The 16,274-nt window shown below is 50.5% G+C and carries 18 protein-coding genes and 1 riboswitch; of the genes, 1 reads left to right on the top strand and 17 read right to left on the bottom strand.

What is annotated here, in order from left to right:
- Window positions 1-37 precede the first annotated feature (37 nt).
- The 16 genes from ACFVRY_RS04570 to mscL form a co-directional block, all read right to left on the bottom strand.
- Complete coding sequence (locus ACFVRY_RS04570) at window positions 38-796, bottom strand: pseudouridine synthase (protein WP_066363425.1); 759 nt, start codon at window positions 794-796, stop codon at window positions 38-40.
- A gap of 20 nt (window positions 797-816) precedes the next feature.
- On the bottom strand, window positions 817-1,161 hold the full coding sequence (locus ACFVRY_RS04565; protein ID WP_387497808.1) for an N-acetylmuramoyl-L-alanine amidase: 345 nt from the start codon (window positions 1,159-1,161) through the stop codon (window positions 817-819).
- Between the two features lie 392 nt (window positions 1,162-1,553).
- The gene (locus ACFVRY_RS04560) at window positions 1,554-2,087 is read right to left on the bottom strand and encodes a spore maturation protein (RefSeq protein ID WP_387497806.1); all 534 of its coding nucleotides are present in this window, start codon (window positions 2,085-2,087) and stop codon (window positions 1,554-1,556) included.
- 7 nt (window positions 2,088-2,094) lie between these two features.
- Window positions 2,095-2,760, bottom strand: a complete 666-nt coding sequence (locus ACFVRY_RS04555) for a nucleoside recognition domain-containing protein (protein ID WP_387497804.1) — start codon at window positions 2,758-2,760, stop codon at window positions 2,095-2,097.
- Window positions 2,761-2,795: 35 nt separating this feature from the next.
- Window positions 2,796-3,998, bottom strand: coding sequence for a D-alanyl-D-alanine carboxypeptidase family protein (locus tag ACFVRY_RS04550; protein ID WP_387497802.1), 1,203 nt, complete (start codon window positions 3,996-3,998; stop codon window positions 2,796-2,798).
- Between the two features lie 219 nt (window positions 3,999-4,217).
- Window positions 4,218-4,691 carry a GerW family sporulation protein gene (gene ytfJ, locus ACFVRY_RS04545; protein ID WP_387497800.1) on the bottom strand — a complete coding sequence of 158 codons (474 nt, stop codon included), beginning with the start codon at window positions 4,689-4,691 and terminating at the stop codon, window positions 4,218-4,220.
- Window positions 4,692-4,783: 92 nt separating this feature from the next.
- Complete coding sequence (locus ACFVRY_RS04540; protein ID WP_387497798.1) at window positions 4,784-5,494, bottom strand: DUF2953 domain-containing protein; 711 nt, start codon at window positions 5,492-5,494, stop codon at window positions 4,784-4,786.
- A gap of 198 nt (window positions 5,495-5,692) precedes the next feature.
- Window positions 5,693-6,850 carry a cystathionine gamma-synthase gene (locus ACFVRY_RS04535; RefSeq protein WP_387497796.1) on the bottom strand — a complete coding sequence of 386 codons (1,158 nt, stop codon included), beginning with the start codon at window positions 6,848-6,850 and terminating at the stop codon, window positions 5,693-5,695.
- A gap of 21 nt (window positions 6,851-6,871) precedes the next feature.
- Window positions 6,872-8,242, bottom strand: a complete 1,371-nt coding sequence (locus tag ACFVRY_RS04530) for a pyridoxal-phosphate dependent enzyme (RefSeq protein ID WP_387497794.1) — start codon at window positions 8,240-8,242, stop codon at window positions 6,872-6,874.
- 214 nt (window positions 8,243-8,456) lie between these two features.
- Window positions 8,457-9,053, bottom strand: a complete 597-nt coding sequence (scpB, locus tag ACFVRY_RS04525; RefSeq protein WP_387497792.1) for an SMC-Scp complex subunit ScpB — start codon at window positions 9,051-9,053, stop codon at window positions 8,457-8,459.
- Window positions 9,022-9,813, bottom strand: coding sequence for a segregation and condensation protein A (locus ACFVRY_RS04520; protein ID WP_066363439.1), 792 nt, complete (start codon window positions 9,811-9,813; stop codon window positions 9,022-9,024). The genes scpB and ACFVRY_RS04520 overlap by 32 nt, the downstream gene beginning before the upstream one ends.
- A 134-nt stretch (window positions 9,814-9,947) precedes the next feature.
- The gene (gene ribH / locus ACFVRY_RS04515; protein ID WP_387498783.1) at window positions 9,948-10,415 is read right to left on the bottom strand and encodes a 6,7-dimethyl-8-ribityllumazine synthase; all 468 of its coding nucleotides are present in this window, start codon (window positions 10,413-10,415) and stop codon (window positions 9,948-9,950) included.
- A gap of 146 nt (window positions 10,416-10,561) precedes the next feature.
- Complete coding sequence (locus tag ACFVRY_RS04510; protein WP_387497789.1) at window positions 10,562-11,815, bottom strand: bifunctional 3,4-dihydroxy-2-butanone-4-phosphate synthase/GTP cyclohydrolase II; 1,254 nt, start codon at window positions 11,813-11,815, stop codon at window positions 10,562-10,564.
- A gap of 42 nt (window positions 11,816-11,857) precedes the next feature.
- Window positions 11,858-12,529: a riboflavin synthase gene (locus tag ACFVRY_RS04505; protein ID WP_387497787.1), complete on the bottom strand. Its 672-nt coding sequence runs from the start codon at window positions 12,527-12,529 to the stop codon at window positions 11,858-11,860.
- 19 nt (window positions 12,530-12,548) lie between these two features.
- Window positions 12,549-13,649 (bottom strand): bifunctional diaminohydroxyphosphoribosylaminopyrimidine deaminase/5-amino-6-(5-phosphoribosylamino)uracil reductase RibD, encoded by a 1,101-nt coding sequence (ribD, locus tag ACFVRY_RS04500; protein WP_387497785.1) that lies wholly within the window; start codon window positions 13,647-13,649, stop codon window positions 12,549-12,551.
- A gap of 239 nt (window positions 13,650-13,888) precedes the next feature.
- A riboswitch (FMN riboswitch) is annotated at window positions 13,889-14,048 on the bottom strand.
- 192 nt (window positions 14,049-14,240) lie between these two features.
- Entirely contained in the window at window positions 14,241-14,633 is a 393-nt protein-coding gene (gene mscL, locus ACFVRY_RS04495) for a large conductance mechanosensitive channel protein MscL (RefSeq protein ID WP_387497783.1), read from the bottom strand.
- 244 nt (window positions 14,634-14,877) lie between these two features.
- On the opposite strand from mscL, the gene ACFVRY_RS04490 reads away from it, so the two are divergent.
- Window positions 14,878-15,636 (top strand): YwaF family protein, encoded by a 759-nt coding sequence (locus ACFVRY_RS04490; RefSeq protein ID WP_387497781.1) that lies wholly within the window; start codon window positions 14,878-14,880, stop codon window positions 15,634-15,636.
- 17 nt (window positions 15,637-15,653) lie between these two features.
- On the opposite strand, the gene ACFVRY_RS04485 is transcribed toward ACFVRY_RS04490, so the two are convergent.
- Window positions 15,654-16,040: a nitrous oxide-stimulated promoter family protein gene (locus tag ACFVRY_RS04485; RefSeq protein ID WP_387497779.1), complete on the bottom strand. Its 387-nt coding sequence runs from the start codon at window positions 16,038-16,040 to the stop codon at window positions 15,654-15,656.
- Window positions 16,041-16,274 lie beyond the last annotated feature (234 nt).

The raw sequence follows: 16,274 nt of genomic DNA, 5'->3' as shown, positions 1-16,274 counted from the left end.
AATATTGTCACAACTTTAGGGCGCCAAATTGTGAACTTTATGTGTCCTTGCGTGGTGTTTTTGACTTGAGCAATCCACTTTTGGCAATTTGCTGCAGATGATTGATTTCATCCTTAGTCAAATGGCGATAAGAGCCGCGTTTGAGATTCTGCAGCAAAATATCCCCGAACGAAATCCGTTTCAAACGGGTAACGGGGTGAGACACAGCCTCGAACATCCGGCGAACTTGCCGGTTGCGTCCTTCGTGGATCGTGATGCTAATTACCGCTTCTTTGTTAGCTTCATCAATGTCCTTGTACTCGACTTCTGCCGGAGCAGTCATGCCATCCTCAAGTTTGATGCCCGACTTCAGCTTGTCCAACGCGCTACCATGTGGTACACCCTTGACCGTGGCCAGGTACGTCTTGGGAACATGATGCTTGGGATGCGTCAGCAGATTGGCGAATTCACCGTCATTGGTCAGCAGCAGCAATCCCTCCGTATCGTAGTCCAGGCGGCCAACAGGGTATACCCGCTCGTTGATGCCCTTCAAATAATCCGTAACGACCTTGCGGCCTTTGGGATCAGAAGCGCTTGTGATTACGCCCTTGGGCTTGTTAAACATAATATAGATTTTATTCTCGCCCCGGATTTCCTTGCCGGAGACCTTAATAATATCTTGGGCGGGGTCCACCTTCGTACCCAGTGTGGTTACGAGTTCCCCGTTAACCTCTACTTTACCGGCCAAAATCAATTCCTCGCACTTGCGTCTGGATGCAACGCCAGCTTGTGCCAAAACTTTCTGTAATCTTTCCATTTTCGACTAGTCACCTCAGACTAATGATAACCACCCGAGGGATAAATCACAAGTTCATTCCACGGAAAAAATGCACCCGGACAAGAATTACTATGGGGTTCGATAAGAAGTGGGGTCATTCGGTAGCGCGAAGTCAGCTCCAGAATCAGTTTGCCTGTGGCAAACAGCTGGTCCTTTCTGCGCTGTGGCTCCGGTGAAGTTTCGGCTGTGCTGTAATCCCCTTCCAGACAAAGATGAATATATTCTGGATCGGTGAGTAGCGGGGCCGCATAAATGGACCCGTCTTGCCCGATCCAAAAGTCGAAGCCTTTGCCGTTAATTGACGGGCATCGGGAATGATGTAGAATAAAGCCTTTGTATGTCATCCGCAGAATCTCTCCCTCCACACATTGCTGCAATAGCATATGCCCAGAAGGGAGGCCTGGTGACACTCTTGCGGTGAATATCTTGTACTTGGTAAAAGGGGGATTACGGGTATGGGAATACGAAGAGATTCGGACCGAGAACTGACCTAGGAAATGATGTAACGTACACAATGTGGAGCTGACACACAAGTTCAGTGAATCAGTAAACCCAAACTTTCACTTGGTCGCCTGTACTACTAAAGTTGCCATCCCCGCCGTTTTCCGCTGAGCGAGAGAGTCCCTCCCATGTTGTTCAAAGGGTCTTACTGGAGACTCCAACTATCCTGCCCATCACCATGCTGCTCGTACCTCGCTCGCCTCATCCTTTAGGCCAATGCTGCTTGGATACTCCATTATCCGAATAAGAGCAGACAAATAGCAATGGCAGCCACGAAACCGACGACATCGGAGAAGAGACCCACCTTAAGAGCGTAGCGGCCGTTGCGGACTCCGACGGCCCCAAAGTAGACGGTCAGCACGTACAATGTGGTATCCGTGCTGCCCTGAATGGTGGAGGCAATCATACCGATCAGCGAATCCGGGCCGTGTACACGGATCAGGTCGGTGGTATAAGCCAGCGACCCGGTCCCGGTCAGCGGACGCAGGAGACCTAGTGGCAGCACTTCAGACGGCACCCCCAGCCCCTGCATCAAGGGAGCCACGAAGCTCATCAGGTAATCGAGCGCTCCAGAAGCGCGGAATACACTGATGGCAACCATCATCCCGACCAGATGCGGGATGATGCTGATGGCGGTGCTGAAGCCGTCTTTGGCGCCTTCTACAAAAGACTCATAGACGGGAACTTTACGTGAGAAGGCGTACAGCGGTATGAACGTGATCAGAACCGGAATCGCCCAAGCCGAGATAAGGCTGATAAAATGCAGCACGACACGTTCACCCTTTCAATGAGGAATGAGGAAGCGTTCTACTCCCGCGAATGGACTTATTCGTCCCTTGGGCAGGCGGTTTGGGCGGCTTGCGCATCAGGGTTAGCCGCCTGAACATCCGGTCAGCCACGATAGCGGCCAGAGTAGCTACCGCCGTTGCGGCGAGCGTCGTGCCGACGATCCCTGCCGGATCAGTCGAGCCATAGTTGAGCCGGATCGCGATCAGTGTCGCCGGGATCAGTGTGATGCTGGCCGTATTCAGAGCCAGCAAGGTACACATGGCAGGCGTGGCCGTGTCCTTATCCGGGTTGAGACTCTGCAACTCCTGCATCGCCTTGATGCCCATCGGGGTCGCAGCATTGCCAAGACCGAGCAGATTCGCGCTCATGTTGGAGAGAATATAGCCGATGGCCGGATGACCTTTGGGCACATCGGGGAATAGAAAGGCCACGACAGGGCCAAGCACCTTAGCGATTTTTTTCAATAGCCCGGCGTCTTCTGCAATCCGCATAATGCCCAGCCAGAACACCAGCACGCTGATTAAGCCGAAGCTTACGGTAACCCCATTTTTCGCCCCATCAAATACCGCTGCCGTAAATTCATCCATGCGGCCATTGACCGCTGCAAACAAAAAGCCAATGACGATCATCCCCAGCCAGATTCCATTAATCATGGATAAGCCCTCCCTCTCCCACTTTCAGCTTCCCCCTATTCGTGATGGACCCGGCCAAACAACGCTCGCAGCGCACTGCCAATGGCTTCGATCCAGGTATGCGCCGGATACTCCGCGGCCAGAGCCGAGTTGAATTTCTTCGCATACGGTGTCTGCTCGGGAGGTAGTGTGCCAGGTTGATAGACCGGAATCCGGCCTATCTCTTGCCCGCCCAATTGGAGGACCAACACACCGCGCAGTCCAAAATCTGTACTTCGAGCAGTTTTTGGGGTTGCTGTTGCTGTTGCAGGCTCGTTCAGTATCAGCTTAGTAACCATTCTCGCCTCTTCCCCAGAGCTGAATGGATACGCAAAATCCTGCCCAGTTACATATTCTTGCCCCTTGATCTTTTCTCCGCGTTCTACGACGGTTTTAAGCGGATAACGCTTGAAGCCAAAATCAAGCAGCGCAGCGTGATCATTCCAGTCATTCCCATCGTTCAGTGTCACTGCGACGAGCTGCTGCCCGCCTCGGGTAGCGGAGCTGACTAAGCAACGCAGCGCTTTTTTCGTATAGCCGGTCTTTACCCCATCCGCCCCTTCATACAGGCGCAGCATTTTATTTTTGTTGAGCCACTTGTAGTCCCACTTCTCATAAGGATTATCTGCAGTCTTCACTTCAGTCTTAACGATCTGCTTGAATACAGGATTATGCATCGCGTACGCGGTCAGCCTGGCCAAATCATTAGCACTGGAGTAATGCCCTTCGGCATCCAGTCCGTGTGGATTGGCAAAATGGGAGTGCTTCAGCCCCAGTTCCTCCGCCTTGGTGTTCATCAGGTACACGAAGCCTTCCTCCGAACCTCCCACATGCTCAGCAATAGCGGTCGCCGCATCGTTACCAGAGCGCAGCATCAAGCCGTAAAGCATATTTTCCAGGGTCATCTCTTCGCCATTTTTCAGGAACAATGAAGACCCTTCCTTGGCAAAAGCGTTCTTGCCGACCTTCACCTTATCGCTTAATTCCCCGTTCTCTATCGCCACGATCGCCGTCATGATCTTTGTCAGGCTGGCAATCAGCATCGGCTCGTCGCCGTGGCTGCTATACAGAATACGCCCGGACTCCACATCAATCAGTGCCGCCGCCCTGGCATGTGTAGAAATGGAGCTATGCTCCGCCCGGAGTGACGGCAAGGGCGCCAGAAGCGCCACAAGGCATACTATTAAAGCAACTGAGCATATACGGTTTATTGTCTTCATGTTTATCCTCCGGCTTCTTAGCGCTTATATAGTACAAGTGTATGCGGACAGGCGGGAAGGTATGTCCTTCAACCCGGCTTATCCTTCTTTGAAAATCCTCATTGAAGCCCTCTCATCCTGGTTGCAACTCTCCTTATTCCAAAAAAAGGGACACCGCCGATAAGGCGATCTCCCTGATTCAGCCAAGCTTGATGAGTTATCTTACAATAGATGTGATATTTAATGGGTCGATGGCGTAGTGTCGCTCTTGGTTACGGTTTTTTCAGTTGTTGTCGTAGCGACAGAGCCATTGTACTGAAACGCGGACTGGATTTTGTCGATCAGCCCAGGGGTAGCATCGATGATTTTTTCAAACAGATGAGTTTGATTATCCAGCGGAACGATATGCACCCCGCCCTTGCCTACAACGAGAAAAGCAATTGGCCGGATAGATACCCCGCCACCGCTACCGCCACCAAAAGGCAGCAGCTTGACTCCCGCTTGCGATCCGGTCACACTGCCTGATGAGCCGTCGTCTTCGACACGGTAATCACTACCACCTGCGGCAAAGCCAAATGCTACCTTACTGATAGGCAAGATCACGCTACCATCCGGTGTTTCTACTGCATCGCCTACAATCGTATTGACATCAACCATACCTTTGATATTTTCCATAGCAGTCTGCATTAGACCTTGAATGGGATGATCACTCATTTTCATGTCCTCCTTTGGCTTCTGGGAAAAGTCATCATTCTACAGCGATATCATCCCCATCATCGCCCGTTTGTATGTAAACCAGTATCGTCTCAGGAAGAATGATGCCCCTTGGCTGCACGGGATTTGCTAAGCAATGCCCTCCACTGCCGCAGACCACCCGTTTCCTTCGAGATTCGGCGCATTAGCCCTATCGCAGCATAGAGCATATAAGCGATAGACACTTTTCCTGTACAGACCAGTTCTGAAGAAAAGCTAAAGTTATCCTCAAAGACGGGTTTTACAAAAAGCCGCGGTCCTTGCTCCATTCTCATCCACTGCGACAGCCAGCCGGCTAAGCCCCATTTGAGGCCCCATAGCGCACCTGCAGCTGTAGCTGTCAATGCCGCATCCTCCAGCGAGAAATCCGTGGACCAGTCTAATTTGGTTATATGAACATGGGAGGCTGTGTCCTTGAACCATTTTTTAAAGTAACGGGTCGCTTTCAGCACCTTTTTGACCGAATCCAGCCAATTGTCCACGGTCTCCTTGTCGATATCCCCTTCTTTGTCCTGCTCACTTCTGACGGGTGCAATACCACTTTGCTCCAGCTTTACCCGGACTCCCCGCTCAATCCCCGCATAGATCACCTTGGGAAGCTCAAAATGATGCTTTAAAAGTCCAAATAAAGTGGTCACGTCAAGCTCCACTCTGTCATCCTTGCCCACCCTGCACAGCCGGAAATGAAAATGGAGGGAGGAGGACAGGATCAGTACAATCACAAGAAGCAACAAGACAATCGGAACTGCGATCCATAATGTCACGAATTAACCTCCAGGCATCCTTAATCATGGGAACTATTGGTTTAGTATGGGAAGGAAGGTTGGAAAAAATTCGGTGCAGTCCAAAAATATCATCCGTTCCACCTAATCAAAGCAAAAAGCACGGTTCATTCCAGCCCCAAAGGCTGAATAAACCGTGCGTCACAGGAAAACAAAACGTTCAAAGGAAGGTTCTATTCGTTACACGTGCTCAAGAGCAGCCTGCAGATCAGCAATCAGATCATCCGTATCTTCAATGCCCACGGACAGACGAATCAGATTGTCGTAAATTCCTATTTGCTCCCGGGTCTCTTGGGGAATCGAAGCATGGGTCATAATTGCCGGAACTTCGATCAGGCTTTCGACACCGCCCAGGCTTTCCGCCAAGGTGAACAGCTTTGTCTGCTGGACGACTGTGGCTGTTTCCTCCGCGCCTCCTTTGACCAAAAAGGTCACCATGCCGCCGAAGCCACGCATTTGTCCTTTAGCCGTCTCATGATACGGACTTGCCTTCAGTCCGGGATAGATCACCTTCTCGACCTTTGGATGACGCTCCAGAAATTCGGCAATGGCGAGGGCATTGCGGCAATGAGCCTCCATCCGTACCGATAGGGTCTTAATGCCTCTAAGCAGCAGAAAAGCATCAAATGGTGAGAGCGGGGAACCGGTAGCATTTTGCAAAAAAGCAACCCGCTGCGCTACATCATCATTCTGTTTCGCCACAACGATACCTGCGATCACATCGGAATGCCCGTTCAAATATTTGGTGGCGGAATGTACAACAAGGTCAAAGCCCAGCCTCAGCGGTTGCTGAAGATAGGGAGAGGGGAATGTATTGTCGCATACGCTGATAAGCTTATGCTTCGCAGCAATGGCAGCGATTTTTCGCAAATCAACTATTTTCAATAAAGGATTGGTCGGTGTTTCCACCCAGATTAGACGAGTATTGTTACGAACGTGCTCTTCAATGTTCTCGGGATTGGATAAATCGACATACGAGATCTCCAGCTCTAGCGCATCCTTCTTCACCTTGTCGAGCAGGCGAAATGTACCTCCATAGAGATCATCGGTCACGATAATATGTGATCCCCGCGGAAGAGTATCAATAATAGCTGACTCAGCGGCAAGTCCTGAAGCAAAGGCAAATCCGACTTCTCCTTCCTCAAGAGCAGCAACACAAGTCTCCAGCGCTGTTCTCGTTGGATTACCGCTTCTGGAATAATCGTAGCCTTTATGCTTACCGGGAGATTCCTGGGCAAAAGTGGAAGTGGCATAAATGGGTGTAATCACCGCCCCGGTCGTAGGGTCAGGCTCCTGTCCGGCGTGAATGGCTCTGGTGGAAAATCCGTAGTGGCTCATATCCTATTCATCTCCTGCTTCTTATAATAGTTTGCGGCGCAAATAATGAATGTAATCACTCTTGGTGATGACCCCGTAGAACGCTCCCTCTTTAATGACGATAACGAGCAGACCTTCTTTCAGAATAGAAATTACCTGAGCTAGATTATCTTCGATCGAAACGGCTGCAACATTGATAGACATATACTGTCCAACCTGGTCTTTGAAAGCAAGCTCATTACGGCTTTCTGTAGCCGCCAAGATATCCCATTCATCAATAATGCCCACGACTGTCCCATCTTCAAGCACTGGAATCTGCGAGATCTCATACAGACTCATTTTGGCGTGGGCATTCAAAAGCGTATCCTCTGGCTTAACCGTAATTACACTACGCTCCGAGTACTTGCGGGTAACCAGATCTGAAATCCCTCCACTTTGCTTCTTGCGGATCAGTCCCCGGTCCATCATCCAGAAGTCATTAAACATCTTGGTGAGGTACTTATTTCCGCTGTCGCAGACAAATGTAACAATGTTTTTGGGCTCATTCTGTTCCCGTGCATATTTCACAGCAGCACTGATTAGTGTCCCGGTGGAGGAGCCGCCCAAAACCCCTTCCTGACGCAACAGAGTACGAGCAGCTGCAAAGCTTTCTTCATCGGTGACATGATACGCCTTGCTGATCAGTGTTTGATCGAACTGAGGAGGGATAAAATCCTCCCCGATCCCTTCTACCAGCCAGCTTCCAGGCTGAGACAGAGGATTGCCCTCCACAACATCGACGAGGATGGACCCTTCCGGATCAGCGAGCACAATTTCCAAATCCGGCTTTACCCTGCGAAAATAATCAGTCAGTCCTTTCAGCGTACCTGCCGAGCCGACACCTACAACGATGGCATCCACATCATGCCCGGTCTGTTCCCAAATTTCTGGCCCGGTTGTTTGCTCATGGGCGAGCGGGTTGGCGGGGTTATTAAACTGGTTAACAAAATAGCTGCCTGGTGTCTCCTCCGCAATTCGCTTGGCATAATCCTGATAGTAATCAGGATGGCCTTTCTCCACATCGGAGCGGGTAAGAATGATGTCCACCCCGAGTGCCCGGAGATGGTTCACCTTCTCAGTGCTCATCTTGTCAGGGATTACAAGAATCAGCTTGTATCCCTTCGTTATAGCGGCCAGTGCCAACCCCAGCCCCGTATTTCCCGCTGTAGCTTCGACCAGAGTGTCTCCGGGCTTGATCAGCCCCTTCCGCTCTGCATCCTCAATCATGGACAGACCAATCCGGTCCTTAATGGACCCGCCAGGATTCTGATTTTCCAGCTTGAGGAACAGTCTAGACTGCCCCACATCAAAACAATGGACTTCAATTAACGGGGTATTGCCGATCAGATCAATCGCTGTGGGAATGTTTTTCATCCAAATCAACCCTCAACCCTCTATCTATTAATATTCATATAGAAATAGTATGCTTAAAAATTATAATGGTGCCCGCTCATTTATGTCAATTTGTCTCATTAAAGGGACAAAGCGTAAATTCTATAGTCAATAACTGAATTCATGAAAAAACCGTTGCCCCAAATGGGACAACGGTCTAGGTTGTAACACTATCTATAGACAATACAAGTTGCAGCTATCCGATTTCCTCGAAGGTCATTTGGCTGTCCAGCTTACTGAACAACAGTTGTGTCTCCTCTTCCAGGCTTTCCGGACTCTCGAAGCTGGATGGTTCCGGCAATTCCTTCAGGCTTGCCAGCCCAAAGCTGTCCAAGAAGGACTTTGTCGTTCCATACAGAATGGGCCGGCCCACGGCCTCAGCCCGTCCGACCTCATGAATCAGATCCTTATTATTCAGTGTATGAATAGCCCGTTCCGACTTCACGCCGCGGATCTCTTCAATCTCCACACGTGTGATCGGCTGACGGTAGGCGACAATCGCCAACGTCTCCAGCGCTGCCTGGGACAAGGATGCGCGGGACGGTGAGTAAGCCAGTCGCTCGAAGTATGGCGCATGGGCAGGCAGTGTGGCCAGCCGGTAATTCCCGGCGATCTGCACGACCTGAAGGCCGCGTTCCTGCGTGCTATAATCGTCCTTCAGTTCATCTAGCGCTCGTACGGTGAGATCCGGACGCTGCTCTGTAATCTCGGCAATTTGTCGCACAGACAAACCTTCATCCCCGGACAGAAAGAGCAGGCCCTCAATAACTGATTTCAGTTCCTTGTAGTTCATCTAATTGTTCTCCTCCTCTCCACTCCATCACGATGTCTTCGAACAATTTCTCTTGATAGCAATAGATCGCCTTCATCTTCATTAACTCCAGAATCGCTAGAAAAGTCACCACGATCTCATGTCTTGCCATCTCGTCATCCAGCAGAGCCGAAAAGCGCAGCTTGTGGCCCCGGCCACCCCGCCGCAGCGCATCGGACACATCCCGTATCCGGTCCTTCACTGATATCTCGTCCCTTGTGATTCGCTGATAGGAAGATCTTCTAGCAGCTTTACTGAGTGCTTTGCGGAACGCCGCAATCAGGTCGGCGGTATGTAATCCCTTAAGCGGATGATCTTGCTGGGTCGGAACGAAAGGCCCCAGATCTTCCGGCTCCTTCGTGAAGATCAAGCTCCGCTCGCTTTCCATATCCATCAATTGGACCGCAATACTCTTGAACTTGCGGTATTCCACCAGCCGCTGTACGAGTTCGGCCCGTGGATCAAGATCATCATCCTCGTAATATTCAAAGTCATCGATTTCGATGACCGGAGGCTTCGGCAGCAGCAGCTTGCTTTTAATAGATAACAAGGTGGCTGCCATAACGAGAAATTCGCTGGTAATGTCCAGTTCAAGCTCCTGCATGGTCTGCAGGTATTCCATGTACTGTTCGGTGATCTCGCTGACCGGAATGTCCTGGATGTCGATTTCCGCCTTATCAATCAAATGCAAGAGCAGATCCAGCGGACCCTCAAACGATTCCAGCTTGTACAATACAGTCACGCGGCTTCCTCCCGCCAAAAAAAAGTAAAGTGCAGCGCCGCAAGGACGCTACACAAGTAGAAAGATTCATATCATTCATGCTTTCTTCTTATACATATAAATAAGCACGATTTTAGTAGATTCGTCAATAGGTGTTATTTGAGTAGTTTGTTCAGATTCGCCATTTCAATGGCTGCCGTCGCAGCATCCCAGCCCTTGTTGCCTGCTTTGGTTCCGGAGCGCTCAATGGCCTGCTCGATATTTTCGGTCGTTACTACGCCGAAGATGGTCGGTACGCCTGTCTTGAGGTTGATCGCCGCCACACCCTTAGCCACTTCATTGCACACATAATCGTAGTGTGTTGTAGAGCCGCGAATTACTGTACCTAGCGTAATCACAGCATCATATTTGCCGCTTTCGGCCATTTTTTGCGCAATCAGTGGAATTTCGAACACCCCGGGAACCCAGGCTACATCCACTTCGTCATCACCCACGCCATGACGCTTGAAGGCATCTAGTGCGCCGGACAGCAGTTTACTGGTAATGAATTCATTAAAACGTCCTACAACAACTCCATATCTTAACCCTTCGGATACTAAATGTCCCTCAAAATAATTCGGCATATTATTCATCAACCCTTCATTAGTAAGTTATTGGAAATTATATTTAACGAGTTTTGGTAATTAGAACAAACTTCCGCTGACATCATAAGGTTCGCTTCATTCTTTCAATCATTCCTGTTGCTTTATTTGATTCATCTATCAACGGTTTAAGCTTTAGTGGTCTCGTTCTGTTCAATGTCGTCAAAAGACAGCAGATGTCCAAGTTTAGCCTGCTTCGTGTGCAGGTAGTTTGTGTTATCCTCATTCTCCGGCATCTGAATCGGTACACGCTCCACAATCTCCAAGCCATACCCCTCCAGCCCCTTAATCTTGCGTGGGTTGTTGGTAAGCAGCTTGATTCGTTGTAAACCGAGATCCTTCAGGATCTGGGCACCGATGCCGTAATCCCGAAGGTCTGCCGGAAAGCCGAGCTTCAGGTTGGCGTCAACGGTGTCGAGTCCTTCTTCCTGCAGCTTGTAGGCTTTCAGCTTATTGATCAGCCCAATACCCCTGCCTTCCTGACGCATGTAGAGCAAGACACCTCTGCCGGCAGCATCAATCTGACGCAACGCAGCTTCGAATTGCGGGCCGCAATCGCAGCGGTGGGAATGGAAGACATCCCCGGTCAAACATTCGGAATGGACACGTACCAACACCGGCTCGTCGCCGGAGATATCGCCTTTAACCAGTGCAATATGCTCCTTGTCATCCACTACATTGGAGTAAGCAATCGTCTGGAACTCACCGAAATCGGTTGGCATGCGCACCGCCACCTCACGGGTAACCAGCTTCTCCTTCTCATTCCGGTAGTGAATAAGATCCTTGATGCTAATCAGTCTCAGATCATGCTTGCGGGCAATCTCAATGAGATCCGGCAGACGAGCCATAGTGCCGTCTTCCTTAATGATCTCGCAGATCACACCAGCCGGATATGCACCGCTCATCTGGGCCAGATCAACAGCAGCCTCAGTGTGTCCCGAGCGGCGCAACACACCACCTTTTTTGGCAATAAGTGGGAACATATGACCCGGTCTGCGGAAATCGGACGGCTTCGCATCGGGGTCCATGATCGCTTTGACCGTCATGGAGCGCTCCGCTGCGGAAATGCCAGTAGTCGTATCTTTATGGTCGATTGAGACCGTAAAGGCCGTACCGTGGAAATCCGTATTTTGGCTGACCATCGGCTTGAGATCCAGCTCTTCTGCCCGCTCCGCCGTAATCGGCAGGCACACCAGTCCGCGTCCTTCGGTAATCATGAAATTGATCACTTCGGGGGTCGCGCGTTCCGCTAGGGCGATAAAGTCTCCTTCATTCTCACGGTCCTCGTCATCCACAACAATGACCACTTTACCGCGCATCAAATCATAAATCGCTGATTCTATGGAATCCAGGACTACTTCCTGTTTCGATTGTTCGCTCATGATTCTATCCTCCTCATCGTTTCGCAATCACTTCATCTTGTATTAAATAAATCCGTTAGCTGCCAGGAAATCGTGACTTATGCCGGAGCTGATATCCTCTGCTTCCTCTTCTCGTCCCGCAGATCCGTAACGCAACAGATGGTCCACATACTTGCCGAGCACATCACATTCGATGTTCACGCTATCTCCCGCCCGTTTATGCCCAAGCACCGTCTCGCCCAAGGTGTGCGGGATAACCGACACAGTGAATGATGATGTTCCTGCCGTGACTACTGTCAGACTGATGCCATCAATCGTGATAGAGCCCTTTGGAATGATGTATTTGTACAGCGACTTGCGGTCTGCTGCAATCTCGAACACCACTGCGTTCTGGTCCCGCTTGATGCTTTTGAAGGTGCCGGTGCCATCTACGTGACCCTGCACGATATGACCGCCAAACCGCCCCCCGGCTGCCATCGCCCGTTCCAGATTGACCTTGCTGCCGATTCGCAGCTCCTTCAAATTGCTGTTCCGGAAAGTCTGCGGCATCACATCAGCCGTAAAATAATTGTCGCCCAGCGAGGTTGCTGTAAGGCAAACCCCGTTAACCGCGATACTATCGCCAATCTTCAGATCATCCATAATCACGGAGGCGCCAATATTCAGCACCATCATTTCACCGCCAGTGGAGAGGCTGCGCAGAACGCCCACTTCCTCGATTAAACCTGTGAACATCACTATCCCTCCTCAGGCGTTAGCGTACCGGAGTACCGCTGATACAGACATTATCCCCGAGCACTTCTACTTCCAATCCTTCTAGCGTAATGGCTTCGGCCATCTTCTCCACACCTGGGAACACGAAGGTTCCTTTGGCTTCTGCACCACCGCCCACAATCTTAGGAGCAAAGAACAGCATTACCCGATCTACCAAACCACTCTCCAGCATCGCACCGTTCAGTGTGCCTCCGCCCTCCAGCAGAATGGAACCAATCTCCATCTCGCCAAGAGCTACCATAGCCGCCGATAGATCCACACGTGGGCCTGTGCCGCAGACCACAATCTGCACGCCAGCTGCCTGCAGCACAGCCTTCTTCGCGGCATCCGCCGAGCCTGTAGTCACGATAATCGTTGGAGCCAACCCGTCGCTAACGACTGCAGCGTCCAGCGGAATTCGCAAAGCCGAGTCAATAATGATCCGCACCGGATTGAAGCCAGGAACCGCCATCCGCGTCGTGAGTGACGGGTTATCAGCGATCACGGTATTGACCCCGACCATAATGCCCTGGTGGCGATGGCGCAAGGTATGTACAATTTCCCGTGCGGCCTCACCAGAGATCCATTTGCTGTCGCCTGTTTTCGTAGCAAGGTTACCGTCCAGCGTACTGGCACTTTTCAAAGTGACAAAGGGTTGTTTGGTCAAAATATACTTGATAAACTTCTCATTCAACCGAAGCGCTCGCTCGCGCAGCAATCCCACTTCTACTTCAATGCCCTGATCACGCAGCATTTGAACACCCCGTCCTGCTACCTGCGGGTTAGGGTCTTCACAAGCCACCACCACCCGTGCCACGCCTTCGTCGATTAGACGCTGGCTGCAAGGTGGCGTAATGCCATAGTGACTGCAAGGCTCCAGCGTAACATAAGCAGTGCTTCCCGCGGCTTTCCCGGCCGCCATATTCAGTGCATGCACCTCAGCGTGGCCTGTCCCGCGTTGCAGATGCGTACCCAGCCCAATCATGGCCCCGTCCTTCACCACAACACAGCCTACAACAGGATTGATTCCAGTCTGTCCTTGAGCGCGTTCTGCCATGTCCAGGGCAAGCGACATGTAAAACTCGTCATTCATGATATTCATTTCATCTGTCCTCCGATCTGTAAGTCGTACTTCTTGTATGCAGCATCCGCTGCCTCATAACTAAAAAACCCATCTCAGACTCCAGGAGGAGACTAGATGGGTTGTTGAGAGTTAGTTTACTGAGAGTTTCAATAAAACTGTGCGCAAATAGCCGTTATAAAAACAACGGAATTGTGAAATAACGCACATGATATTAAAGTACACTTCAGTACGCCTGCCCATTAACGGACAAACGCCAATCTCTCCTTCTTCCATCCAGACTATACTGTCGGTCCCGGAATTGCACCGGGTCCACCGTCCGCGCTGTAGCACGGTCCGGGTAGCGGACTAAGCACTGCAAGATTAACTTGCAGCAACATCACCGCCGGTAGGGAATTTCACCCTGCCCTGAAGGATTGATACCTTATTCATTTTGAAGTATCAAGCTGTTGCTTACAACAAAATTAACACTTACCCCTGCAAAAAGCAAGTATAAATTGTACATTAGCTTATTTTTCGTAACTTTACAACTTTTTATTATCAAGACGCCTTACAGTAACAAAAAACAAGCGCCGAGGAGTTACTCTCGACGCTTGTCCTATGTAAGTGAACTTACACACCGCGTTCCTGCTGCTTCAGCAAATCGCGAATTTCCGTGAGCAGCTCCACCTCCGGAGCCGGTTCCGGGGTCTCGGCAACCTCCGCCTTAACCGCTTCCTTCTTCTTGAACTTGCTGGCCAGCTTAATAGCCATAAAGATCGAGAATGCAATAATGAAGAAATCCACCACGGTCTGCAGGAACACTCCGTATTTCAAAACAGCATTCCCATAGGTAAAGGTCAGGTCACTTAGATTGATGCCACCAATTATCAATCCGATAATAGGCATAATGATGTCTTCCACCAAGGAGGAGACAATCTTCCCGAATGCTGCACCGATAATGACAGCGACCGCAAGATCGAGCACATTTCCTTTCAGGGCAAAGCTTTTAAATTCTTTCCACATTTCTAAACCCTCCCCAAAGCTTGGAATTTTAAAATATTATAGCATCACCTTTGCCGACACACCAAAGAATTTTCAGAAACTGTCCGCTTACTGCTGTAACTCTTGTAACAGAACTAGCTCCTATATCTGACCGAAAATGAGAATATTTGCACATTCCTCTTCCACCACCTCCCATACATCGGCTATGATGAAACTATAATAGACTTTTCTTTCTAGAAAAAAACTTCGTCTCAAGGAGCTGCCTATGAGTTATTCCTCTTTCTTTGGACGCAGCCGCGATGCCGACTTCTCCATGTTTTCTGCCTCACATTGGATGGCTCTGGCGTCGGTGCTCGTTATTTGCCTGCTGCTGTACGGAGGCAGATTTGCTCTTCGCACCCGGAGTCGGCTGCGCCTGTCCGTTCGTCTGCTGCTGGCCATTATTCTACTCTCCTCGGAGGCTGGACTTCAGTGGTGGTACATTTCACAGGGAATCTGGAGAACGGACGCCTCGCTGCCCCTGGAGCTATGTGGGCTTACTGTGCTGTTGTCAGCTATCATGCTGCTTACCCGTAGCCGGATACTATACGCCTTTCTTTATTTTGCCGGGATCGGCGGCGCGTCGATTGCTCTGCTGACACCGAACCTGGTATATCCTTTCCCACACTTTCGTTTCCTATTATTCTTCATCTCACATGGGGCTATCATTCTGTCTTCCTTGTATATGACGTGGGTTGAGGGGTTCAAGCCAAGCTGGAAATCCCTTTCTTTCACGATGCTCTGCCTGAATCTGACCGCCGCTTGCGTTTGGGTCGCTAATTCTATGCTGGGGTCCAACTACATGTTCCTTATGCGAAAGCCAAGCACGTATTCTGTTCTGGATTACTTTGGCCCGTATCCCTATTATCTGCTGGTTGAAGAGCTCTTCGCGTTCGTTGTGTTTCTGTGTATGTACTTAGCGTTCTTTTGGCTACCGGAGCGGGTAAAGGGACGCAACCGACGTATGAATCGGCTTCCCTATTGAATGCGTGCCAGGAAAAGTCAGGAAGTCATTCCGTCGAACATATGTCGTAGGGTGATTAGTGGATGGCTCCAGATCATACGCGGACCAGCGTAGCGCATGACAGTCTTGATCTCGCTGCGCTGATCTGCTTTATAGCAATGCACTGGGCAGCGCCCGCAGGTGGTCTTATTTTCACCGAAACGGCAGTGTTCAAGCCGCTTCCAGGCATAGGTTAGAAGCTCTCCGCATTCCCTGCATATCGCCTGCCCCTCTACCTCTGCCTTGGACCGTCCGGCTCCCAAATGTTCATGTCCTTTGCAGTATTTAACAATCATGATCCTTACTGTGGTTTTTTCCCTGCTAATTCTGGGCCCAACATTAAGCGTCCGGACTTGTCTTTGATTTGTCGTCGGTTCTGTAGACATGCCACACATTCCCCCCGCCACTTTTCCATAAGCTTACAATGAGAAGCCACACGGTTCAATAATATTTCTAGGAAACAGGTACATTTGTGATCGAGTAGGAGGGGGCGGCGGGCCCCCGTCCTCTCACACCACCGTACATGCGCCGCGAGTTTGCCATCGCCAATCCTGCCCACTCCGGCACCCCGAGTGCCCGAAGTTCACGGATTCGTGTTCGCACTCGTTTCCATTGCTTCC

The organism is Paenibacillus sp. NPDC057934, assembly GCF_042887565.1.
In the GTDB taxonomy this organism is placed as follows: domain Bacteria; phylum Bacillota; class Bacilli; order Paenibacillales; family Paenibacillaceae; genus Paenibacillus_AQ.
The sequence above is the reverse complement of the archived record's forward strand: the minus strand, read 5'-3'. Positions and strand labels throughout refer to the sequence as shown.